This window comes from Micromonospora sp. NPDC092111, assembly GCF_044755745.1.
Taxonomy (GTDB): Bacteria; Actinomycetota; Actinomycetes; order Mycobacteriales; family Micromonosporaceae; genus Micromonospora.
The window spans coordinates 16,705-38,328 of sequence record NZ_JBIVRQ010000021.1; the positions used below are offsets into that span (position 1 = coordinate 16,705).

At 73.7% G+C, this 21,624-nt stretch carries 24 protein-coding genes; 17 read left to right on the forward strand and 7 right to left on the reverse strand.

All coding sequences use genetic code 11. The annotated features are described in order from the left end of the window. The first annotated feature begins 41 nt into the window (after nt 1-41). A complete protein-coding gene (locus ACIQG9_RS27135; protein WP_400407860.1) occupies nt 42-506 on the forward strand; it encodes a hypothetical protein in 465 nt (154 codons plus the stop codon). Between the two features lie 16 nt (nt 507-522). Here the strand turns inward: ACIQG9_RS27135 and ACIQG9_RS27140 are convergent, their stop codons facing one another. Then, nucleotides 523-1,221, reverse strand: a complete 699-nt coding sequence (locus tag ACIQG9_RS27140) for an HAD family hydrolase (RefSeq protein ID WP_400407759.1) — start codon at nt 1,219-1,221, stop codon at nt 523-525. A 96-nt stretch (nt 1,222-1,317) separates the two neighbouring features. Between ACIQG9_RS27140 and ACIQG9_RS27145 the strand changes: the two genes are divergently transcribed. Together ACIQG9_RS27145 and ACIQG9_RS27150 are read left to right on the forward strand one after the other, a co-directional pair. Continuing rightward, nucleotides 1,318-2,283, forward strand: coding sequence for a DMT family transporter (locus ACIQG9_RS27145; protein ID WP_400407762.1), 966 nt, complete (start codon nt 1,318-1,320; stop codon nt 2,281-2,283). A gap of 79 nt (nt 2,284-2,362) precedes the next feature. Beyond that, nucleotides 2,363-4,582 carry an amino acid permease gene (locus tag ACIQG9_RS27150; protein ID WP_400407765.1) on the forward strand — a complete coding sequence of 740 codons (2,220 nt, stop codon included), beginning with the start codon at nt 2,363-2,365 and terminating at the stop codon, nt 4,580-4,582. Nucleotides 4,583-4,811: 229 nt separating this feature from the next. Here the strand turns inward: ACIQG9_RS27150 and ACIQG9_RS27155 are convergent, their stop codons facing one another. After that, complete coding sequence (locus ACIQG9_RS27155; protein WP_400407767.1) at nt 4,812-5,636, reverse strand: SDR family NAD(P)-dependent oxidoreductase; 825 nt, start codon at nt 5,634-5,636, stop codon at nt 4,812-4,814. Between the two features lie 125 nt (nt 5,637-5,761). Here ACIQG9_RS27155 and ACIQG9_RS27160 point away from each other — a divergent pair, with 125 nt between their 5' ends. Beyond that, nucleotides 5,762-6,718: an HpcH/HpaI aldolase/citrate lyase family protein gene (locus ACIQG9_RS27160; RefSeq protein WP_400407770.1), complete on the forward strand. Its 957-nt coding sequence runs from the start codon at nt 5,762-5,764 to the stop codon at nt 6,716-6,718. Nucleotides 6,719-6,760: 42 nt separating this feature from the next. On the opposite strand, the gene ACIQG9_RS27165 is transcribed toward ACIQG9_RS27160, so the two are convergent. Next, complete coding sequence (locus ACIQG9_RS27165; protein WP_400407772.1) at nt 6,761-7,288, reverse strand: DUF4190 domain-containing protein; 528 nt, start codon at nt 7,286-7,288, stop codon at nt 6,761-6,763. Nucleotides 7,289-7,472: 184 nt separating this feature from the next. On the opposite strand from ACIQG9_RS27165, the gene ACIQG9_RS27170 reads away from it, so the two are divergent. Then, complete coding sequence (locus ACIQG9_RS27170; RefSeq protein ID WP_400407862.1) at nt 7,473-8,309, forward strand: SDR family NAD(P)-dependent oxidoreductase; 837 nt, start codon at nt 7,473-7,475, stop codon at nt 8,307-8,309. On the opposite strand, the gene ACIQG9_RS27175 is transcribed toward ACIQG9_RS27170, so the two are convergent. Further along, on the reverse strand, nt 8,310-8,882 hold the full coding sequence (locus ACIQG9_RS27175) for a DUF4190 domain-containing protein (RefSeq protein WP_400407774.1): 573 nt from the start codon (nt 8,880-8,882) through the stop codon (nt 8,310-8,312). A gap of 178 nt (nt 8,883-9,060) precedes the next feature. Between ACIQG9_RS27175 and ACIQG9_RS27180 the strand changes: the two genes are divergently transcribed. Then, entirely contained in the window at nt 9,061-10,257 is a 1,197-nt protein-coding gene (locus tag ACIQG9_RS27180) for an acyl-CoA dehydrogenase family protein (protein ID WP_400407776.1), read from the forward strand. A gap of 51 nt (nt 10,258-10,308) precedes the next feature. On the opposite strand, the gene ACIQG9_RS27185 is transcribed toward ACIQG9_RS27180, so the two are convergent. From ACIQG9_RS27185 to trxA, 3 genes are all read right to left on the reverse strand, one after another. Further along, nucleotides 10,309-11,058: a hypothetical protein gene (locus ACIQG9_RS27185; RefSeq protein ID WP_400407778.1), complete on the reverse strand. Its 750-nt coding sequence runs from the start codon at nt 11,056-11,058 to the stop codon at nt 10,309-10,311. 68 nt (nt 11,059-11,126) lie between these two features. After that, nucleotides 11,127-11,534: a CoA-binding protein gene (locus ACIQG9_RS27190; RefSeq protein ID WP_400407780.1), complete on the reverse strand. Its 408-nt coding sequence runs from the start codon at nt 11,532-11,534 to the stop codon at nt 11,127-11,129. Nucleotides 11,535-11,935: 401 nt separating this feature from the next. Continuing rightward, on the reverse strand, nt 11,936-12,298 hold the full coding sequence (gene trxA / locus ACIQG9_RS27195) for a thioredoxin (RefSeq protein WP_400407782.1): 363 nt from the start codon (nt 12,296-12,298) through the stop codon (nt 11,936-11,938). Nucleotides 12,299-12,844: 546 nt separating this feature from the next. Here trxA and ACIQG9_RS27200 point away from each other — a divergent pair. The 11 genes from ACIQG9_RS27200 to ACIQG9_RS27250 all read left to right on the forward strand — a co-directional run bounded on the left by ACIQG9_RS27200 (nt 12,845) and on the right by ACIQG9_RS27250 (nt 21,464). Continuing rightward, nucleotides 12,845-13,360 carry a MaoC family dehydratase gene (locus tag ACIQG9_RS27200; protein WP_400407785.1) on the forward strand — a complete coding sequence of 172 codons (516 nt, stop codon included), beginning with the start codon at nt 12,845-12,847 and terminating at the stop codon, nt 13,358-13,360. A 229-nt stretch (nt 13,361-13,589) separates the two neighbouring features. After that, nucleotides 13,590-14,105: a hypothetical protein gene (locus tag ACIQG9_RS27205; RefSeq protein ID WP_400407787.1), complete on the forward strand. Its 516-nt coding sequence runs from the start codon at nt 13,590-13,592 to the stop codon at nt 14,103-14,105. Between the two features lie 35 nt (nt 14,106-14,140). Next, entirely contained in the window at nt 14,141-14,764 is a 624-nt protein-coding gene (locus ACIQG9_RS27210) for a TrmH family RNA methyltransferase (RefSeq protein WP_400407789.1), read from the forward strand. 134 nt (nt 14,765-14,898) lie between these two features. Next, nucleotides 14,899-15,621 carry a DUF6758 family protein gene (locus ACIQG9_RS27215; RefSeq protein WP_400407791.1) on the forward strand — a complete coding sequence of 241 codons (723 nt, stop codon included), beginning with the start codon at nt 14,899-14,901 and terminating at the stop codon, nt 15,619-15,621. 117 nt (nt 15,622-15,738) lie between these two features. Then, nucleotides 15,739-15,897 (forward strand): hypothetical protein, encoded by a 159-nt coding sequence (locus tag ACIQG9_RS27220; RefSeq protein WP_007455302.1) that lies wholly within the window; start codon nt 15,739-15,741, stop codon nt 15,895-15,897. A gap of 6 nt (nt 15,898-15,903) precedes the next feature. After that, entirely contained in the window at nt 15,904-16,779 is an 876-nt protein-coding gene (locus tag ACIQG9_RS27225) for a PH domain-containing protein (RefSeq protein WP_400407793.1), read from the forward strand. A gap of 103 nt (nt 16,780-16,882) precedes the next feature. Then, a complete protein-coding gene (locus ACIQG9_RS27230; protein WP_400407796.1) occupies nt 16,883-17,704 on the forward strand; it encodes a SigE family RNA polymerase sigma factor in 822 nt (273 codons plus the stop codon). After that, a complete protein-coding gene (locus ACIQG9_RS27235) occupies nt 17,701-18,945 on the forward strand; it encodes a hypothetical protein (protein ID WP_400407799.1) in 1,245 nt (414 codons plus the stop codon). Before ACIQG9_RS27230 ends, ACIQG9_RS27235 begins: the two co-directional genes overlap by 4 nt. 44 nt (nt 18,946-18,989) lie before the next feature. Next, nucleotides 18,990-19,856 (forward strand): PHP domain-containing protein, encoded by an 867-nt coding sequence (locus ACIQG9_RS27240; RefSeq protein WP_400407801.1) that lies wholly within the window; start codon nt 18,990-18,992, stop codon nt 19,854-19,856. A gap of 40 nt (nt 19,857-19,896) precedes the next feature. Continuing rightward, nucleotides 19,897-20,511, forward strand: coding sequence for a MarC family protein (locus ACIQG9_RS27245; protein WP_400407804.1), 615 nt, complete (start codon nt 19,897-19,899; stop codon nt 20,509-20,511). Between the two features lie 125 nt (nt 20,512-20,636). After that, a complete protein-coding gene (locus ACIQG9_RS27250; RefSeq protein ID WP_400407863.1) occupies nt 20,637-21,464 on the forward strand; it encodes a RecB family exonuclease in 828 nt (275 codons plus the stop codon). Nucleotides 21,465-21,624 lie beyond the last annotated feature (160 nt).

Below are 21,624 nucleotides of genomic sequence, written 5' to 3' on the forward strand. Positions count from 1 at the left end.
AGGTGGACGCTGCCCGGTCGACGCCGCTGGTCGACGAGGCGATGAAGAAGGCCGCGGTGGCCTGGGTGAGCGTCGGCGACGGGCCGGCGACCGCGCTGTGGTGCGTACCCCTGGAGGGGGCGCTGTTCGTGGTCAGCGGGCCGGGCGAGCAGTCCGCGCCGGGGCTGGCCGAGGCCACCGGCGCGCGGGTCACCCTGCGCGGCGACCACGGCGGGCGGATCGTGACCTGGCCGGCCCGGGTGACCCGGGTGACGCCGGGCACGCCGGCGTGGGAGACCTCGGCGCCGCTGGTGGCGGCCAAGCGGCTGAACGCCTCCGGCCCCACCGCCGACCTGGTGGCCCGCTGGGCGGCCGACGGCTGTGCGCTGACCCGGCTCGTCCCGGACGGCACCCCGGCCGCCGGCGCGGAGCTGCCCGACGGCTCGCTCGCCGAGGTGCCCCGCGACGCCCCCGTGGTGCGGACCACCCGCAAGCCGTTCCGCCTGCACCGGGTCCGCCGCCGCTGACTCCGCCGGCCCCTGGTCAACAGCCGGCCGGCACCGCGTCCACCAGCTCGACCACCTCGCTGAGCGTACGCACCACCGGCCCCTCCCAGCCCTCGTCGGCGGCGAAGACCAGGTGCCCGGCCAGGTCCGGGGCGGCGAGCCGGACGGCGGTCATCCCGGCCCGCTGCGCGCCGGTCAGCTCGTGGCTGCCGCCGTCGCCGACGTACAGACAGTCCGCCGGCCCGACCGCGAGGCGGCGGCACGCGTCGAGGTAGAGCGCCGGGTCGGGCTTGCACCGCCCCACCTGGACGGAGAAGACCCGGACGTCGAGCAGCGGCGCGACCGCGAGCTGCGGCAGGAAGGCCGGCAGTTCGTGGGTGCAGTCGCTGATCAGTCCGGTACGGACCCCCCGGCCACGGAGCGCGGCGAGGGCGGGCACCGCGTCGTCGCGCAGCCGGGTGTCGGCGCGGACCGCCCGGTGCCGGGAGGCCACCGCGGCCCGGACCGCCGTGTCGGACGGGTACAGGCCGGCCTGCGCGCACACCCACCGCAGGGTCGCCTCGGCGCTGCCGTGCTCGCCGCTGGCCCGTTCGTAGAAGGTCCGGTCGAGCACGGCGGCGAGGGTGTCCGCCGGGCAGCCGAGCAGGTCGGCAGTGGTCTGGTGGGCCGAGCCGCGTTGCACACGGCGGGTCAGGGTGCCGAAGAAGTCGAACAGCACGGCCTGGTACCTGGGCATGGGGGAGTGCCTCCGGATGTCGAGGGGAGTCGACGGCGAGGGAGCCATGATCGTAACGGAGCGCTGACGTTCCGTGGTTCCGGGGCTGTGTGAGGATTGCTCTCCGTGTCCTCCACCCCGCACCGTCCACCGGCGGACCCGCTGACCGTCGGCGTCCTGGCGCTCGCCGTCGCCGCGGTCTCGTCCTCGGCACCCCTGATCGCCTTCGCGGCGGCCCCGGCGCTGGCCGTCGCGTTCTGGCGCAACCTGCTCGCGGTCGCCGTGCTCGGCCCGTTCTCGCTGGCCCGCCGCCGCGCCGAACTCCGGTCGCTGACCGTGGGGGCGGGCCGGCGGGAGGGCTGGTACTGCGTGCTGTCCGGGGTGGCGCTCGCCGCCCACTTCGCCACCTGGATGCCGAGCGCCCAGCTCACCTCGGTCGCGGCGGCCACCGCGCTGGGCGCCACCCAGCCGGTCTGGCAGGGGCTGATCGCCCGCTGGCAGGGCCGGCACCTGCCGTACGCCGTCTGGGCCGGCATCGCGGTGGCGGTGACCGGCGCGGTCCTGGCGACCGGCGCGGACGTCGCCGTCTCCGGCCGGGCCTTCGCCGGTGACCTGCTCGCGGTGACCGGCGGGATGTTCGCCGCCGTCTACACCGCGTTCGGCGAGCGCGCCCGCGCCACCATCAGCACCACCACCTACACCACCATCTGCTACGGGGTGTGCGCGGCGATCCTGCTGGTGGTCTGCCTGGTCGGCGGGGTGCGGCTGCACGGGTACGACTCCGACACCTGGCTGGCCATCCTGGGTCTGGTCGCCGGTGCCCAACTGCTCGGCCACTCGATGTTCAACCACGCGCTGCGCCGGGTGTCGGCGACCACGATCAGCGTGCTGGTCCTGCTGGAGGCGCCGGGCGCCGCGGTGATCGCCTGGGCCTGGCTGGGCCAGCTACCCCGCCCGCTCGCCCTGCCCGGGTTGGCGCTGCTGCTCGCCGGGGTGGCCGTGGTGGTGCTCGGCGGCGCCCGGGCCGGCCGCCGCCCCGTACCGGCCCCGGTGCCCGCCGACGCCGCCCCGCCGGCACCCTGACCGGCGGTTCGCCGCGAGTCCTCCCAAACCACCACCACGAGGCCCGCCCGCACGTGAGAGTGCGGGGGGAGGTGTGGCGATGTCGGGGCGGAACCAGGACGAGGACCGGGCCGGTGGTGGCACCGTGGTCACCCCGTCGGCCGAGTTCCCGCCGCTCGACCCGGCCGAGGTGGCCACCCTGCGCCGGATCGGCGAGCACTGGCGGACGGGCGTCCCGCGCGACCTGCCGGTGGACCCCACGCTGGGTCGGTACCGGGCCCGGCCCGCCCCGGGCCGGTTCAGCCGGCTGGCCCCGATCGCCCTGTTCCGGCCGGACCAGCCGGACGAACTGGTCGCCGCCGAACCGGCCAACCGGCCCGACTCCCGCCTCGGCCGGGGATTGAGCCGGGCCCGCCGGGCGGCGCTCGGCCCGCCGTTGACCAGCGCGGCCGTGTTCTACGAGCGGATGCGCAAACTGGTGGCCCTGCCGGTGCTCTCCTCGGACCTGCTCAGCTCGGTGGCGTACGGACCGGAGGCGCTGCTCACCGTGCTGGTGCTCGCCGGCAGCGGGGCGCTGGGCCTGACCCTGCCGCTCTCGGCCGGGCTGGTCCTGCTGATGGTGGCCGTCGGGATCTCGTACCGGCAGACCATCCCCGCGTACCCGCACGGTGCCGGGTCGTACCTGGTGGCGGGCGACAACCTGGGCGTCGGCGCGGGGCTGACCGCCGCCGCCGGGCTGATGCTGGACTACGTGCTGACCGTGTCGGTGTCGATCGCGGCCGGCGTGCACGCGATCACCTCGGCGCTGCCGGGGCTGACGCCGTGGACCGTGCCGATCGGGGTGCTGGTGATCCTGCTGCTGCTCGCCGGCAACCTGCGCGGGGTACGGACCGCGGGCAACATCTTCGTGCTGCCCACGTACGCCTTCGTGGCCGCCATCGTGGGGCTGCTGGCGGTGGGTTACCTGCGGGCGGCGGGCCGGGGGTTCGCGCCGGTGGCCCCGCCGGCCGTACCGGCGGCGGAGGGGCTGGGGCTGCTGCTGGTGCTGCGCGCGTTCGCCTCCGGCGCGGTGTCGATGACCGGCATCGAGGCGGTCTCCAACGCGGTGCCGGCGTTCCGCCCGACGGAGTGGCGCAACGCCCGGACCACGCTGGCCTGGATGGTGGGCATGCTGGTGGTGCTCTTCGCCGGGCTGACCCTGCTGATCCACCTGGACGGGTTGGTGCCCCGGGCGGGGGAGACGCTGCTGTCCCAGCTCGCCCGGGTCACCTTCCCGACCGGCCCCTGGTACGCCGTGGTGCAGACGACCACCGCGCTGATCCTGCTGCTGGCGGCGAACACCGCCTTCAACGACTTCCCCCGGCTGTTGTTCTTCATGGCCCGGGCCGGCCACGCGCCGCGCCGCTTCCTGCACCTGGGCGACCGGCTGGCGTTCAGCAACGGTCTGGTGGCGCTGGCCGGGACGGCGATCCTGGTGTTCGTCGCGTTCGGCGGGCACACCGAGAAGCTGATCCCGCTCTACGCGGTGGGGGTGTTCCTCGCCTTCACCCTGTCGCAGAGCGGCATGGTGGTGCACTGGCGGCGGCACCGTGGCTCCGGGTGGCGGCGGCGGGCGCTGGTCAACGGGGTGGGTGCGGTCCTGTCCGGCCTGGTGCTGCTGACCGCGGCGGTCGCGAAGTTCACCGAGGGGGCCTGGGTGGTGGTGATCGCGGTGCCGCTGCTGGTGCTGCTCTTCCAGCGGGTGCACCGGCACTACCGGACCCTGCACGCCGCGCTGGCCCTGCAACCGCCGCCCACCGGCCACGAACCCGGTGCCGGGCCGCCGCCCGCCGCTTCGGAGGCCGGTGCCGGGCCGCCGGCTGCCGGCCGGGCTGCCGGGGTCGGCCCGGCCGAGGGGGAGGAGCTGCCCCAGGAGGTACGGCACCTGGTGGTGGTGCCGGTGGTCCGGCTCAACCGGGCCTCGCTGCGCGCCCTGGCGTACGCGGTGTCGCTGGGCCGGCCGACGCTGGCGGTGCACCTCGCGCCGGAGGACTCGGAGGCGGACCGGTTCCGTGAGCAGTGGCGGGCCTGGGGCGACCATGTCCGGCTGGAGACGATCGTCTCGCCGTACCGGGCGGTGATCGGACCGTTGGCGCACTACCTGGAGGCGTTGCACGCCGCCGCGCCGGAACTGGTGTTGACCGTGGTGGTGCCGGAGGTGGTGCTGCGCCGACGCTGGCACCGCCCGCTGCACAGCCGTACCGAGCAGCGGCTGCGCAAGGCCCTGCGGGCGTTGCCCGGGGTGGTGGTGACCAGCGTCCCGGTGCACCTCCCCGGCTGACCATGCCGGTACCACTCACGCCGGAAGGAGAGGACCAGGCCGCGATCGTCACCGGCGGACTCTCCATGATCGACTCAGGGTGGGGGATGTTGCGGTATCCGCTTGCTCCGATACCGCTGGATCGGCGATGTTGCGGAGCCCAGCCGGGCTGCCCCCGCCCCGCCCACGCCTAGCTGGGGCGGACTCGCGACGGTGCGGGGTGGTCGTTCTGGTCGGCCTGACCGGGTGGTCAGGCCGGGAGGCCGACCGCCTCGGCGCTGGCCGTCCAGAGCCGGGTGGCGAGCTGCCGGTCGGCCGCCTTCGGCAGCGGTCGACGCGGCTGCCGGTCGGCGTAGTAGCCGCCGTCGACCAGCCGGGACGGGTCGGAGTTGGCGAGCCAGACCAGCGTCTCGGCGCCCTTCTGCGGGCTGCGGAACGGCAGGACCCGCATGCCGAGCGCGACCAGCCGGCTGTCGGCACCGAACCGGGTCCGCACCACGCCCGGGTGGAACGAGTACGCCGACACGTCCGGCCAGCGCCGGGCCGCCTCGGCGGCGAACAGGATGTTCGCCTGCTTGCTGGTGCCGTACGCGCGCATCGGCCAGTAGTGGCGCAGCGTGGCGTTGAGGTCGTCCGGGTCGAGGACCCCGCTGCGGTGCGCGCCGGAGGCGGTCACCACCATCCGGCCGATCCGGTCGGCCAGCAGGTTGCTCAGCAGGAACGGGGCCAGGTGGTTGGCCTGGATCGACAGCTCGAAGCCGTCGACCGTGGTGAGCGGCTCCAGCACGATCGCCCCGGCGTTGTTGGCCAGCACGTCGATCCGGTCGTACGCCGCCCGCAGCCGCTCGGCGAGCCCGCGTACGTCGTCCAGCACGGCGAAGTCGGCGCGGAACAGCTCCGGCCGCTCGCCGGCGGCCTCGCGTACCCGGTCACCGGCGGCCTGGAGGCGGGCCGGGTCCCGGCCGACCAGCACCACCCGGTCGCCCCGCCGGGCCAGATCCAGGGCGGCGGCCAGTCCGATGCCGGAGCTGGCCCCGGTCACCACCACGGTCCGCCGTCCAGTGAGATCTTCCACAGGTCCATTCACCCCGGTCACGGCACGAGGTTACCGTGGCGTCACAAAGCCCTTTGGGATCGTTAAGTTCCCGTCTTGTCCCGGTGGCGTCGGCGTGCCCGCCGGGCGCCGGAAGGAGCGCATCCATGGCCGCTGTCGGTCGTCCCCGCCGGTCCTGCCTCGCCGTGCCGGGCTCCAGCGTGAAGATGCTCGGCAAGGCCCAGGGCCTACCGGCGGACCAGGTCTTCCTCGACCTGGAGGACGCGGTCGCGCCGCTGGCCAAGCCGGACGCCCGGAAGAACATCGTGGCCGCGCTCAACGAGGGCGACTGGGCCGGCAAGACCCGGGTGGTCCGGGTCAACGACCTGACCACCCCGTGGACCTACCGGGACGTCATCGAGGTGGTCGAGGGGGCCGGCGCCAACCTCGACTGCGTCATGCTGCCGAAGGTGCAGGACGCCGCCCAGGTGCAGTGGCTCGACCTGCTGCTCACCCAGATCGAGCGGACCCTCGGGCTGGAGGTCGGCCGGATCGGCATCGAGGCGCAGATCGAGAACGCCGCCGGCCTGGTCAACGTGGACGCGATCGCCGCCGCCTCGCCCCGGGTGGAGACCATCATCTTCGGCCCGGCCGACTTCATGGCCTCGATCAACATGAAGTCCCTGGTGGTCGGCGCGCTCATCCCGGACTACCCGGGCGACCCGTACCACTACATCCTGATGCGCATCCTGATGGCCGCCCGGATGCACGACAAGCAGGCCATCGACGGTCCGTTCCTCCAGATCCGGGACACCGACGCGTTCCGCGAGGTGGCCAAGCGTTCGGCGGCGCTCGGCTTCGACGGCAAGTGGGTGCTGCACCCGGGCCAGATCGACGCGGCCAACGAGGTCTACTCCCCGGCCCAGGCCGACTACGACCACGCCGAGCTGATCCTCGACGCGTACCAGCACTACACCTCGGAGGCCGGCGGCAGGCTGGGTGCGGTGATGCTCGGCGACGAGATGATCGACGAGGCGTCCCGGAAGATGGCCCTGGTGATCGCCGCCAAGGGGCGGGCGGCCGGGATGACCCGTACGTCGCGGTTCACCCCACCGGCGCAGTGAGCGACCGGGCCGCCCCGGGCGACCCGGGGCGGCCCGCCGGGCTCAGTACGTGGTGCTGTCGTAGCTGGACGGGTCCTGGTTGGCCAGCCAGACGAAGAAGACCACGAGGACGATGGTGGCCAGCACCGCGATCGCGGTGGCGATCCAGCCGACGATGATGCCGGCGGTGGCGAAGCCGGCCCCGCCCTCACCGCGCTCCTTGATCTGCTTGCGGGACACGTGGCCGAGGATCGCGCCGACGATGCCGATGTAGCCGCCGAGCCCGTAGCCGCAGAGGCCCAGCGCGCCGATGATCGACACGATCATCGCGGCGATGGCGAGGCCGTTCTGCGGCGGCGCGGGCGGGTAGCCGTACCCGGGGTAGCCGGCCGGCGGCGGGTAGCCGGCCGCGGCGGCGTACGGGTCGGCCGGCACCGCCTGGGCGGGGATGACCGGCGCGCCCGCGTACGGGTCGGCCGGGGCGTACGGGTCCTTGCCGGTGGGCTGGGCGGGAACCGGCAGTGTCGGGTCGGGCTGCTGGCCCGACCACGCCGGGTCCTGCCAGCCACCGGAGGGCGGGGGATAGGTCATCTGATCTTCTCCGTCGCATGTAGGTGCGCCGTCAGGGTAGCCAGGCTCGGACAGCGGCGAGGCCCGCCGGTGGTGCGTCGTTGCCCGGGCCCGGTCGAGCGGGCAGGATCGCGGCATGGCAATCGACGCACGTGGGGCCGACCGATCCGGCAGCCGACCGAGGCGGGACGTGAGCCGCCCGGGACTGGCCCGGCGCACCCGCGCCACCGGCGGTGGCGGCCCGACCGGCCAGGACGAGCCGGTCCCGGTGGCCGATCCGGTGACCATGCGGCTGGACGGCCGGGTCGCCCTGGTCACCGGCGCGGGCAGCCCGGACGGCATCGGGTACGCGACCGCCCGCCGGCTGGCCGACCTGGGGGCCCGGGTGGCGATCGTCTCCACCACCCGGCGGATCCACGAGCGGGCCGGCGAGCTGGGCGTGATCGGCTTCGTCGCCGACCTGACCGACGAGTCGGAGGTCGGCGCGCTCGCCGACGCGGTCGCCGAGCAGCTCGGCGACGTCGAGGTGCTGGTCAACAACGCCGGGCTGGCGAGCCGGGCCAGCCCCGAGGTGCTGCGCCCGGTGGCCCAGCTCAGCTACGACGAGTGGCGCGGCGAGATCGACCGGAACCTGACCACCGCGTTCCTGTGCAGCCGGGCCTTCATCAGTGGGATGGCCGAGCGGGGCTGGGGGCGGATCGTCAACCTCTCGGCGACCGCCGGGCCGGTCAACGCGCTGCCCACCGAGGCGGCGTACGCGGCGGCCAAGGCCGGGGTGGTCGGGCTGACCCGGGCACTGGCGATGGAGATGATCGCCGACGGGGTGACGGTGAACGCGGTGGCCCCGGGCACGATCTACACAGCGGCCTCCACGATGGCAGAGATCAAGCAGGGGCTGGGCACTCCGGTCGGCCGGCCGGGCACCCCGGACGAGGTGGCCGCCGCGATCGCCTTCCTCTGTTCGCCGGCGGCGTCGTACATCACCGGGCAGATGCTGGTGGTGGACGGCGGCAACAGCGTCCGGGAGGCGCAGTTCCGCTGATCAGTAGGTGCTGCCGTGGTCGGCGCCGGCCCAGAGGGCGAAGGCCAGCCAGCCGCAGCAGGCGACCAGCCCGAACACGGTGAACACGTAGCTGAGCACCAGGCCCCAGGTGGCGAGCTGGTCGCCCTCCTCGCCGGTGCGCCGGATCTGCTGCCGGGCGAGGTGGCCGAGGACGATTCCGGCCGGGGCGAAGACGAAGGCGAAGACCAGGGACAGGATCGCCAGTACGTTGGTCCCGCCACCACTGCCGGGCGGCGGCCCGTACGGCCCGTACGGCCCCTGCGGCGGGTGCGGCGGCTGCTGCCCCCACTGCTGGCCGCCCGGCGGTTGCGGCTGCCCCCACTGCGCCTGGTCCGGCGGCTGCCCCCACGGCGGCTGCTCGGGCGGCTGCCCCCACTGCGGCTGCTCGGCCGGTCGGCCGGGTGCCGCCCCGGGCGGCTGGCCCCACTGCGGCTGGTCGGGCGGTGGCGGACCCCATGGTTGCTGCGCGGTCCCCGGCTGCTCGCCCGGCGGGCGGTACGGCGACTCGTACGGCGAGGGTGGCTGCTCGGGCTCACCCGGTGGCGTACTCACTCTCGCTCACCCCTCCGCCGCAGGTCAGTGGCGCTCTCTCTTGCGGACGCTACCCGTAGCGGTGAACCTTTTCACAGCGGTTGTGTGGACTGGTCACCTTGGCGCGGCAGGTCGGGAGCCCGATACTGACCGAGCGTTCAGTTACCTACGAGTAGTGCGCCGATCCCCGGAGGCTGAGATGGCCCGACTCGCCCAGACGCCCGGCCTGACCGACGTGCAGCGGTCGATCCTGGAAACCGTCCGGGAGTTCGCGAACAAGGAGATCATCCCGCACGCGCAGCGGCTGGAGCACGCCGACGAGTACCCGACCGACATCCTCGACGGGATGCGCGAGATGGGGCTGTTCGGTCTCACCATCGACGAGGAGTTCGGCGGGCTGGGCGAGTCCCTGCTGACCTACGCGCTGGTGGTCGAGGAGCTGTCCCGGGGCTGGATGTCGATCTCCGGCATCGTCAACACCCACTTCATCGTGGCGTACCTGATCTCCCAGCACGGCTCGGCCGAGCAGCAGGCCCGGCTGTTGCCGAGGATGGCCACCGGCGAGGTGCGGGGCGCGTTCTCGATGTCGGAACCGGAGTGCGGCTCCGACGTCTCGGCGATCACCTCGAAGGCCGTCCGTGCCGGCGACAACTACGTGCTCAACGGCCAGAAGATGTGGCTGACCAACGGGGCGTACTCCTCGGTGGTGGCCACCCTGGTCAAGACCGACACCGGCGCCGACTCGGTCTACGGCAACATGAGCACCTTCCTGTTGGAGAAGGAGCCCGGCTTCGGCGAGACCGCGCCCGGCCTGACCATCCCCGGCAAGATCGACAAGATGGGCTACAAGGGCGTCGAGACCACCGAGATGGTCCTCGACGGGGTGACCGTCCCCGCCTCGGCCGTGCTCGGCGGCGCGGAGCAGGTCGGCCGTGGCTTCTACCAGATGATGGACGGCATCGAGGTGGGTCGGGTCAACGTCGCCGCCCGCGCCTGCGGCATCTCGCTGCGCGCCTTCGAGCTGGCCGTGGCGTACGCCCAACAGCGGAAGACCTTCGGCCAGCCCCTCGCCCGGCACCAGGCCATCGCCTTCAAGCTCGCCGAGATGGGCACCAAGATCGAGGCGGCCCACTCGCTCATGGTCAACGCCGCCCGGCTCAAGGACGCCGGCCAGCGCAACGACGTCGAGGCCGGGATGGCCAAGCTGCTCGCCTCCGAGTACTGCGCCGAGGTCGTCCAGGAGGCGTTCCGCATCCACGGCGGCTACGGCTACTCCAAGGAGTACGAGATCGAGCGGCTGATGCGGGAGGCCCCGTTCCTGCTCATCGGCGAGGGCACCTCGGAGATCCAGAAGACGATCATCTCGCGTGGCCTGCTCAAGGAGTACAAGCTCTGACCCGTTACCGGTTGCCGTTGGAGCCGTACCAGGCGGGGATCCACAGCCCGGTCACCCGCCGGTCGACTCCGTGGTCGGCTCCGGCGCGCTGACCGGGCCGCCGGCCAGCACGTGCGGGCGTAACCGATACTCCTCGATCGCCGCCACCAGCCGCGCTTCCGGCACCGCCGTGTCCCGTCCGCCGATCACCGGTGCCGGCTCCAGGGGCTGCCACGTCGTCGGCCGCAGCCGTACCCCGTCGACCCGGCCGTCCCTCCTGTGCGCCACCGCCCGGTCGATGTCCGCCCAGGCGTGGAGCCGGCGGCCGTACCGCACCCCGCTGGCGGTGAGCGCCACCCGTCCGGTGAACCGCACCTCGTGGTAGCAGACCCGGCCAAGTGCCGCCGCCAGTACCACGATCAGCACCCGGCGGACGGGCAGGCCCCAATCCTGGTCGTCGGGGACGAACGCGATCCCCGCCAGCGCCGGCCCGCCGATCCAGATGACATCGGCGGCGAGGTCCACCCAGCCAGCCAGCGACCGACGGGCCGCGAGCCCGGGCTCGACGGCGTCCCGGCCGGCGATCCGCGCCAACCAGACCAGTCGGCCGGCTGGACGGGGCCACCAGTGCCGTACCAACTGGCGGGCGCCGAACGCCAGCCAGACCAGGCAGGCAAGCCCGTCGAACTCGAAGCGGGGATGCCTCAGCAGGGGCGTCGCCACCGCCCCGGCCGCCGCTGCCGCCACCGCGAGGCCCAGCAGCCGTCGCCCCCACAACCCGTCACCGATCGGGGGCATCCGAACCGTCGGCAGGACAGGCATGCGCGCAGGGTACGACCACCCGGCCAGCCGTCACCGTCCCGGCCGCGGGTCCGGGCCCGGTCCGGCGGTCAGCCGAGGCGGGTGAGGCCGGCGGCGGCCCGTTCGACGATCAGGCAGCGGTCCTCGACGTACTCCATCCCGGCCTCCCCGGCGATCCGCCGCGCCTCGGCCGAGACGATGCCGAGCTGGAGCCAGACCGCCGGGACGCCGATCGCCGCCGCCTGCCGTACCACCTCTACCGCGTCCTCGGCCGGTCGGAAGACGTCCACCAGGTCCACCGGGTGCGGAATGTCGGCCAGTGAGGCGTACGCCTGCTCGCCGAACAACTCGTCGACGGTCGGGTTGACCGGGATGATCCGCCAGCCGTACCGCTGCATCTGCGCCGGCACGCTGTGCGCGGCCTTGCGCGGGTCGCGGGACGCGCCCACGACGGCGATCACGGCGGAGTCGGCGAGGATCTGCTGTGCGGTCCGCATCCGCCGAGCCTAGCCCCGACGCTCAGGCCCCACCGCCGAGCGCGCCGTGCAACCGGGCCTGTTCGGCGGGCTCGGGTCGCTGGCCTGCCCGTGCCGGTACTCGTCGTGCCGATCGCCGGCTGGGCCGCCGGGTCGGCCAGGTGTTACCGGAGCGCGCCGACGAGCAGCGCGGGCGCGCCGTCCAGCCCGCCGCACCGGTGCGGCGGATCGCGCTGGGCAGCGCCAGCGGCAGGGGTGGCGTCGCTGGCGCTGCCCGATCGGGATGCCTCGTCCGGGGGAGCGGAGAGGTCTTCCCAGCGCTGACCTTCATTCGAACACGTGTACGAGTGTAGGGCAAGTGGCATGACGAAGGCCGGGCCCCGTGGACCCGGCCTTCGTCGGCGGTGTTCAGTCTGCGGTGCTCAGTGCTTGTGGTCGGCGAGCTGCTTGCGTACGTCGTCCATGTCGAGGGCCTGGACCTGCTCGATCAGGTTCTCCAGGGCCGACTCCGGCAGGGCGCCGGGCTGGGAGAAGACGATCACGCCGTCCCGGATCGCCATGATCGTCGGGATCGAGCGGATGTCGAACTTGGCGCCCAGCTCCTGCTGCGCCTCGGTGTCGACCTTGCCGAAGGTGATCTCCGGGTGCTTCTCCGACGAGCGCTCGTACACCGGGGCGAACCGCTTGCACGGGCCACACCACTCGGCCCAGAAGTCGACCAGCACGACGCCGTCGCTCGCGGTCACCTCGTCGAAGTTGGCCGTGGTCAGCTCAACCGTTGCCATTGCACTCTCCGATCAGCGCGGATTGTTTTTCGTCCGGTAGAACCAGGCGGGACCCCGTCGAATTCCCGGGCCGGGCCTGCCGAAACCGGACCGGGCCGGTCTGTCCGGATCATGCCCATCGATACGCATCTGTCGAGCGGGGCGTGCGGATCGCACTTGCATGACCCATTTGCGTGACCAGTAGTGATGGGAGCGTTTCCAGGGAGATCACCGTGCGCACGCACTACGAAACGGTAACTTCCACGCTGAAGAGCAGCTATCCCACCTGGGAAGATCGCTGCCGAGCCGAGGTTCAGTTACCGCGAGTAGTGTTACAAAAAGATAAATGTGACCTCCGTCTCTGTCCGTCCGCCGTCGGGCTGGGGCAGAATCTTGGGCATCAGAGCGTGGGCGGCGGGTGCCGGGGAGGGCCCCGCCGCTCATTGCGTCTCCCCTCGGGTGACGCCGGTGTGACGTTTCCTCACCACCCGCGCCCCTGTCATCTCCTTAACAAGCGGTAAGGCATGCTGTGCCGAACTCCATCGCCACCCGTCGAAGGGGACAAGGATGCAGTTCGGCCGCTACTACGAGGAGTTCGAGGTCGGCGCGGTCTACCGGCACTGGCCCGGCAAGACGGTCACCGAGTACGACGACCACCTCTTCTGCCTGCTCACCATGAACCACCACCCGCTGCACCTCGACGCGCACTACGCCGGGTCGGCGACCCACTTCAAGCGCAACGTGGTGGTCGGCAACTACATCTACTCGCTGCTGCTCGGCATGTCGGTGCCGGACGTCAGCGGCAAGGCGATCGCCAACCTGGAGGTCGAGTCGCTGCGACACGTCGCGCCGACCTTCCACGGCGACACCATCTACGGCGAGACCACCGTGCTGGACAAGCGGGAGTCCGGGTCGAAGCCCGATCGTGGCGTGGTCGCGGTGGAGACCCGCGGCTACAACCAGGACGGCACCATGGTCTGCGTCTTCCGCCGCAAGGTCATGGTGCCCAAGCGCGAGTACGCCGCCGCGGCGGTGCCCGAGGGCGTCGACCCGGAGCGGCCGAGCTTCCCCGAGCCGCGCTGAGCTTCGCGGTGCCCGTCGGACGGCGCTGAACCCGTCCGCCGCCGGACCCGCCGCGCGGAACCAGCCGGACCCGGCGTGCGGATCCGCCCCCGCCCGGCGTGCGGATCCGCCCGACCCGCCGCGCGGATCCGCCCGACCCGGCCCGACGACGCGGGGCATCCGGTGGCGGCCCGGCAGGCCCCGCCACCGGGTTCCCCGGGGACGGGGCCGGTCACCCGTTCCGGGGCATATGCTGGCGCCGGAGGTCCTGATGAGCCACTCCCTCGCCGGAGAGCCGCCCTCTGCCGGACGTCGTGCCGCACCGTTGACCACCGCCGTCTACTCCGCAGCCGAGTGGGACCTGCTCACCACCCTGCCGGGTCGGGTGCTCGTCGCCACCGCCTCGCCCGGCCCGGGCCGCCCGGCGCGGGGCGTTTCCGCCGGGCTCGCCGGGTTGGACGCGGTCGCCGCCGGCCGGGCCTCCGACAGCGACCTGGTGCGTGCCGTGGTCGCCGCGATCTACGCCCGGCACGACGGCTCGACCACCCCGACCGGAGGGCTCGCCGATCTGGTCGACCTGCTGGCCGCCTGCCGGGCCGCCGTCCGGCTGCTGCGACGCAGGGCCGACCCGGCCGACGCCGCCGCGTACCGGCAGTGGGTCGAGTCGGTGGCGGTCCGGGTCTGCGGGGCCGGCGGCGGCGTCCCGGCATCCCCGGCCGACCAGCGGATCCTGGACCGGCTCGGTGCCGCCCTGGGGCTGCGCTGACCGGGGCGGCCGGCGGGCCGTACCCTCTGGAGACCGTGACCGAGGACCAGCTCGACGTGGGTGTCGGACCGTGGCCCGGCGACCCGCCGGACGACCCGCGCTACGACCCCGAGCTGCTCGCCGACGGCGACCGGCGCAACGTGGTGGACCGCTACCGGTACTGGCGGCGGGAAGCCGTCGTGGCCGACCTGGACCGGCGTCGGCACGACTTCCACGTGGCGATCGAGAACTGGCAGCACGACTTCAACATCGGCACCGTCGTGCGCAACGCCAACGCCTTCCTCGCCGCCGAGGTGCACATCGTCGGGCTGCGGCGGTGGAACCGGCGCGGGGCCATGGTCACCGACCGGTACCAGCACGTCCGGCACCACCCGACGATCGAGGGGTTCGTCGACTGGGCCGCCGGCCTCGACCTGCCGGTGGTCGGCATCGACAACCTGCCCGGCTCCCGGCCGCTGGAGACCACCAGCCTGCCCCGGCGCTGCGTGCTGCTCTTCGGCCAGGAGGGTCCGGGTCTCTCCGACGCCGCCCGGACCGCCTGCGACCAACTCATCTCGATCGCCCAGTACGGCTCGACCCGGTCGATCAACGCCGGCGTGGCCAGCGGCATCGCCATGCACGCCTGGATCCGGACGCACGCCGGCCCGCCGCCGGCCTGAGCCGCCGGCTGCCCGCCCGTGCCGGCGCCGGGGTGAGTCGTCGGCCGATCCCGGCCCGGGAGTGGCCGGAGACCCGCCGGCCGGGTATCGGCGTGCCGGGGGAGGAAACCGGCGCTCCGCTTGACGGACCTCCGATGTGGGGCCACGGTGGGGATGTGAGTGTCGTGGTGAGTTGTCCGAGGTGTGCGGGTCAGGTGCGACCGCCGGATCTGATGCACCGGGAATCGCGGTGTGTCCGCTGCGGGCCGGTCGCCCCGCTGCACGTACCCGAGCACATCGACGCCGGGATCGTGGCCAGCGTGGTGGACCGGGTCGCCGGCGACACCGGGTCGGAGCGACCCGTGCTGCCGCTGTGGTGCCCGTGGCCGCTGCCCGCCGGCTGGACCGTCACCGGGGTCGCCTGGGCCGGCGACGAGCCCGGTGGGGTCCGGGCCACGGCCGTGGCGTGCGCCGGGCCGGCACCGCTCGGCGGGGGACCGGCCGAACTGGTCCTGGTGGCCGAGGAGCCCGGCGTCGGGCTGGGCACCCGGTTCGCCGGAGTGGCCGGCCCCGATCCCGGTCCGGAGTTGACGGAGGTGCTGGCCGGGCCCGGTCCGGGCCCCGGGCATCCCGAGCACGTCGAGCCGGCGCGGATCCGGGTGGGCGGCCATCCGACTCCACTGTGGTTGGTCAATTCGGCGACGGATCGAAGTGCGTACGCCGGCGAGGCTCGGGGAATGTGGCTCCATGCGATAGCCTGGCCGGCGAGCGCGGGTCACCTCCTCGCGGAAGATGTCGTCCTGCACGACCTCACCGAGTGGACTCCGCCCGAGCTCGTGTACGGCGCACCGTCCCCGTACCTGCACGGAAGGGCCTGAGAAACCCGCCGGGTCGGACAGGGATGGGACGCAGATATTCACTCTACGACATCATGCTGATACTCTGGGTGCCGCTGCGGTAAACGGACCCGGCGCCGCGCGAGAGGATGGCCCGCTATGGTCAAGAAGGTCCTCACCTGGGCCGGTATCGCATTCTTGATCTTCTTCGTTGCCTACCGGCCGAACTCCGCCGCGGACGTCTTCAAGTCGCTCGGCGGCGGCATCATGGACATCGCCCAGGGCTTCGGCGACTTCTTCACGAGCCTCGTCGCCTAGCCAGCGATGGGCAGCCCCTCCGGACCCCCCTTCGACCCGGACGATCCCGATCGGGAACGCCGGGAGCGAGACACCGAGCCGATCCCGAGGTACCGACCCGACGACGGGCCGGGCTTCGGGTCCGGCGCGGGGCTCTCCGACGGACCGTCCCTATCGGACGACGCCGGCTACGGCGACGGCCCGGGATACGCCGGTGAGGGGCGCTCGGGGCGGGCCTGGATCCGCGACCCGGAGGCGGGCTACCAGCAGCCGGTCATCTCCGAGGAGGAGCTGGCCGGGCTGCGCGTCGACTCGCAGGGCATGGTCCCCCGCCGGGTGCTCCCGCTGGAGGACGAGCCCAGCTCGCTGGTCGCCCGCTACCTCTTCCCCACCGAGCGTTACCGGGGCGAGTGGAAGCGGCACTGGATCCACCTCGCCACGCCGATCATCGTCGGCGTCGCGGCCACCTTCGTCCTCGGCTACCTGTCCGGCTTCCTCGCCGGGCGGGACGTCGGCGCGCTCACCACGATCGCGGTGCTGCTCTGGTTCGCGGTGATGGGCTGGGTCGCCTGGCGGGTCGCCGACTGGTGGTACGACCGGTTCATCCTGACCAACAAACGGGTCATGGTGGTCAACGGCATCATCACCCGCAGGGTCGCCATGATGCCGCTGGTCCGGGTCACCGACATGAAGTACGAGCAGAGCCCGACCGGCCGGGCGCTCAACTACGGCACCTTTGTGCTGGAGTCGGCCGGCCAGGAACAGGCGCTGCGCGAGGTCAAGAATCTGCCCAACCCGAACGAGCTCTACCTGCGGGTGGTCGAGGAGATGTACGAGCCGCAGGCGGTGGAGGCCCGGTTGGGCAAGGAGGCCGACGAGGCCAAGGCCGACGACGGCGCGTGAAAGTTTTCGTCCGTCCGTCGGACGAACTGCACACCTTCCGCCGTCGACCGGGTGCTCCCCGGCGTGGCAGCCTGCCAGGCAGGCCGGGGAGCGGAGGTGAGCGGTGGCCGACCGGGATCCACTGGAGGAGGAGTTCCGCGACTTCGTCGCGGCACGCTCCGGTGCCCTGCTGCGCACCGCGTACCTGCTCGCCGGTGACTGGGCGACCGCCGAGGACCTGCTCCAGACCGCGTTGACGAAGACGTACCTGGCCTGGCGGCGGTTGGGCGGGATCGACGCGGTCGAGCCGTACGCCCGGCGGGTGCTGGTCAACACGGCCACCAGCTGGTGGCGGCGACGCTGGCACGGTGAACGCCCCACCGAGGTGCTGCCCGAGCGGGCCGGCGTGGACGAGATCGAGCAGCAACTCGACCGGGACGCGCTCTGGCGGCACCTCCGGGCGCTGCCCGCCCGGCAGCGGGCGGTGCTGGTGCTCCGCTACTACGAGGACCTGTCGGAGGCGCAGACGGCCGCCCTGCTGGAGATCTCCCCCGGGACGGTGAAGAGCCAGACCTCCCGTGCCCTGGCCACGCTGCGCCGCCGGATGGGCGGCGAGGCGCTGCTCGACCTCACGACCGAGGCGGACGCCCGCCCGGCAGCCCTCCGCCGCCCGCAGACGCCCGGTCGGGCCGCACCCCAGCCGGCACCCGGTCGGGCCACCCCCCGGGCGACCCCCGAACGGGCCACCCCCCGACCGACGACCCCCGAACGGGCCACCCCACACCCGCCCACGCCTGGACGGGCAGCGCCGGTACGCCCCGGCCCGACGCCGGCCCGCGCCGTACCCGCGGGACGGATCGGGACCGGCGACGGCCCGGCACCGGCCCGGCCGGTCGGCACGGGTGCGCGCCCGGCCACGACGCCGGTCGCCGCGGAGACCCGATGAACCCCTCACCGATCCGGCCGGACAACCAGACCGGCGGTCCGGAGCGTCCATTAGCTGTGACGCAGGACGACGAGCTGGAGCAGGCGCTGCGGGAGACGTTCTCCCGCCGGGTCGCCGCGCTGCCCCGGCTGCCCGTCGACCCGGCCGGGCTGGCGCTCGGGCGGGCCCGGCGGCTGCGTCGACGGCGTACGGTCGCCGGGCTGGCGCTGGCCGGCGTCGCCACCGCCCTGGCCACCGGCGGGATGACGCAGCTCGGCGGGCAGGCCGGACGCCCCACCACCCCGACCGTGGTGCTCGGCGACCCGCGCGGGGTGGCCACCCTCTCCGCCTGGCCGGTCGCGCCCGCCCCGCCGGCCCGGCCGGCCGACGGCGGGGTGGACCTGGTCGTGGCCGGCGTCCTGGTCACTGCCGAGGGACAGCGGTACGAACTGGGCGTCGGGCCGGTCGAACGGGCGCAGCGGCTGCCCGACAACGGCGGCTGGCTGCTGACCGGCGCCGTCACCGCCGCCGGCCGTACCCTCTGGATCGTGCCCTCCGGCCGCGCCCCGCAGGCGCTGCTCGCCGGGGCCGAGGAGATCACACTGGCCCCGGACGGCCGGCAGGTGGCCTGGCGTGACGACGGCCGGCTCTTCGCCGCCGGCATCGTCGCCAGCCAGCTCGTCGCCACCGTGTCCACACCGGCTCCGGCCGGCGCGCTACCGGTCCGTTTCGTCGGCGACCAGGTCCTGGTGGACCTCCCGCAGGGCGGGCACCTGCTCTGGCGTCCGTCCCCGAGTACGCAGCCCGGCGCCGTCGCCCGGGACGTCCTCGACGTCTACGGGGTACGACCGGACGGCCGGCTGGTCGCCCGGGTCCGCTCCGGCGACCAGAGCTGCCTGGCCCTGCTCGGTGTCGACCTCACCCCGCTCACCACCCGCTGCGACCCGGCTCCCGCCGCCGACGGCCAGGGCGCGGTCTCCCCCGACGGACGCTGGCTGCTGGTCAACGGTCGGGTCGGCGGGGCGGACGGCGCACTGCTGGTCGACCTGGCCGGCGCGACCCCGTCGGCGCGGGCGGCCGGGCCGGTGATCGTCGGGGAGGTGGCGTGGACGGACGCGCAGCACGCGGCGTACGTCGACCGGGGTGGCGCCCTGGCCCGGCTGCGGCCCGACCGGGTGCTGGCCGGGGAACTGGCCTCCTCGACCCTGCTGTCCGGGGTCGAGGACGGCGTCCGGCCGGTGGTGGTGGGTGGTCCGGAGTGATCTCGCGGAGATCGTCGCGCCCCGACGCCCGGTAGCGTCGGGGCATGCTTCCCCGCCCGGCGATCGACCTGCACGCCCACTCCACCGCCAGTGACGGCACGCTGACCCCCGCCGAGCTGGTCCGGGCCGCCGCCGACGCCGGGTTGGCCGTCGTCGCGATCACCGACCACGACACCACCGCCGGCTGGGGCCCGGCGGTCGACGCGCTGCCGCCCGGCCTGACCCTGGTCCGGGGCGCGGAGATCTCCTGCCGCTGGCACGGGGTCGAACCGGCCATCCCCCTGCACCTGCTGGCGTACCTGTTCGACCCAGACCACCCGGAGCTGGTCGCCGAGCTGGCCCGGGTACGGCGGGCCCGGGAGGCGCGCGGCGAACGGATCGTCGAACTGCTGCGCGCCGACGGCATCGACGTGCGGTGGACCGAGATCATGGCCGCCGCCGACGGCGGGACGGTCGGCCGCCCGCACATCGCCGCCGCGCTGATCCGGGCCGGTCTGGTCGCCACCACCACCGAGGCGTTCGGCCGGGACTGGCTGGGCGAGCGGTACCGGCTGCCCAAGGAGGACATCGACGTGTTCCGGGCCGTCGCCCTGGTCCGGGCGGCCGGCGGCGTGCCGGTGTTCGCCCACCCCCGGGCCAGCCGGCGCGGTCGGGTCGTCCCGGACGAACTGGTCGTCGAGTTGGCCGCGGCGGGCCTGGCCGGCCTGGAGGCCGACCACGAGGACCACTCGCCCGCCGAGGCGGCGCACGTCCGGCGGCTCGCCGCCGAGCTGGGCCTGCTGGTCACCGGCTCGTCGGACTTCCACGGCACGCACAAGACCGTCCGGCTCGGCGCGCACACCACTGCGCCGGAGACGTACGAGCGGATCGTCGCGGCGGCCTCCGGAGTGACCGGCGTCGCTTCCGGCTGATCCGAGCGCCGCTCGCCAGCGGCACCGCTACCGTTGTCCGGTGGATCTCAAGCTCTTCGGGGAGGTCTTCGTGACCCTGCTGGTCATCGTCGACCCGCCGGGCATGATGCCGATCTTCCTCGCCCTGACCGGCCCGCTGCCAGCCCGTGACCGTAACCGGGCCGCGTGGCAGGCGGTCGCGTTGGCGCTCGGCGTCATCGTGGTCTTCGCCGTCGCCGGTCAGACCCTCCTCGCCTACCTGCACGTGGACCTGCCGGCGTTGCAGGCCGCCGGTGGCCTGCTGCTGGTGCTGGTCGCGCTGGAGCTGCTCACCGGCAAGGCCGACGACCCCAGCCAGCAGGTCACCTCCAACATCGCCCTGGTGCCGCTGGGCACCCCGCTGCTGGCCGGGCCGGGCGCCATCGTGGCCACCATGCTCTTCGTGCAGCAGGCCGACGGGGTGGGCCAGTTCTCGTCGATCGCCGCCGCCATCGTCGCGGTGATGGTCGCCGTCTGGATCGTGCTCCGCTTCTCCGGTGGGATCGTCAAGATCCTGCGTCCCGGTGGCATCGAGGTGCTGACCCGGATCGCCGGCCTGCTGCTGGCCGCCATCGCGGTGCAGCTCATCGCCGACGCGGTGGCCGCCTTCGTCACCCAGTACGTCAACATGACCTGAGCCGGGGCGTGCCGGCGCCGATCTGTCGGACCGGGCTGGCAGGATCTACAGCCGTGCGACGAGCCTCCTCCGCCGGTACCCCCCGGCCCCGCTCCGGCCAGCCCGAGCAACTCGGCTTCGAGGGCATGCCCGAACGACTCTTCGTCTGCACCCCCAGCAAACTCGGCGCGTACGAGGACTGCCCCCGTCGCTACCGCTACTCGTACGTGGACCGACCCGCCCCGCCGAAGGGGCCGCCGTGGGCGCACAACTCGCTCGGCGCCAGCGTGCACACCGCCCTGAAGAACTGGTACGCGCTGCCCACCGACCGCCGCCGGCCCGAAACGCTGCCCGCCCTGCTCAAGGGCACCTGGGTACGCGAGGGCTACCGCGACGACGAGCAGGAGCGGGAGGCCTACCGGCGGGCGCTGGGCTGGCTGGAGGCGTACGTCGAGACCCTGGACCCGGGGGCCGATCCGCTGGGTGTGGAACGGGTGGTCGCCGTCAAGACGGCCGTGCTGGCCTTCAACGGCCGCGCCGACCGGATCGACTCCCGCCCCGGCCCGGACGGCCCCGAGCTGGTCATCGTCGACTACAAGACCGGCCGCACCGGGCTGGACGGCGACGACGCGCGCGGCTCGCAGGCGCTCGCCCTCTACGCGTACGCCGCCGAGCGGACCTTCCGCCGGCCCTGCCGCCGGGTCGAACTGCACCACCTGCCCACCGGCACGGTCGCCGGGCACGACCACACGGCCGAGTCGCTGGGCCGCCAGCTCAGCCGGGCCGAGGACACCGCGCGGGACGTCATGGCCGCCGAGCGGGCGGTGGCCGACGGGGCCGACCCGGACGAGGCGTTCCCCACCGTGGCCGGGCCGCGCTGCGGCTGGTGCGACTACCGCCGTACCTGCCCGGTGGGCCAGCAGACGCCCGGCCGGGACCCGTGGTCGGCAATGGATCGCCCTGCCCCCAACTGATCCCTTTCCCGTTGCCCCTTCGTCCCTGCGTCCCCTCTTCGCTTCCTTTCCCTTCCTTTCTGCCTGCCTTCTGGGCCTGCCGCTGGGTGTGTCGCCCGGGTGCAGTTACGGATCTTGGAAGGGTCGGCCCCCTCGGCGGCCGTTTGCCACCAAGATCGGG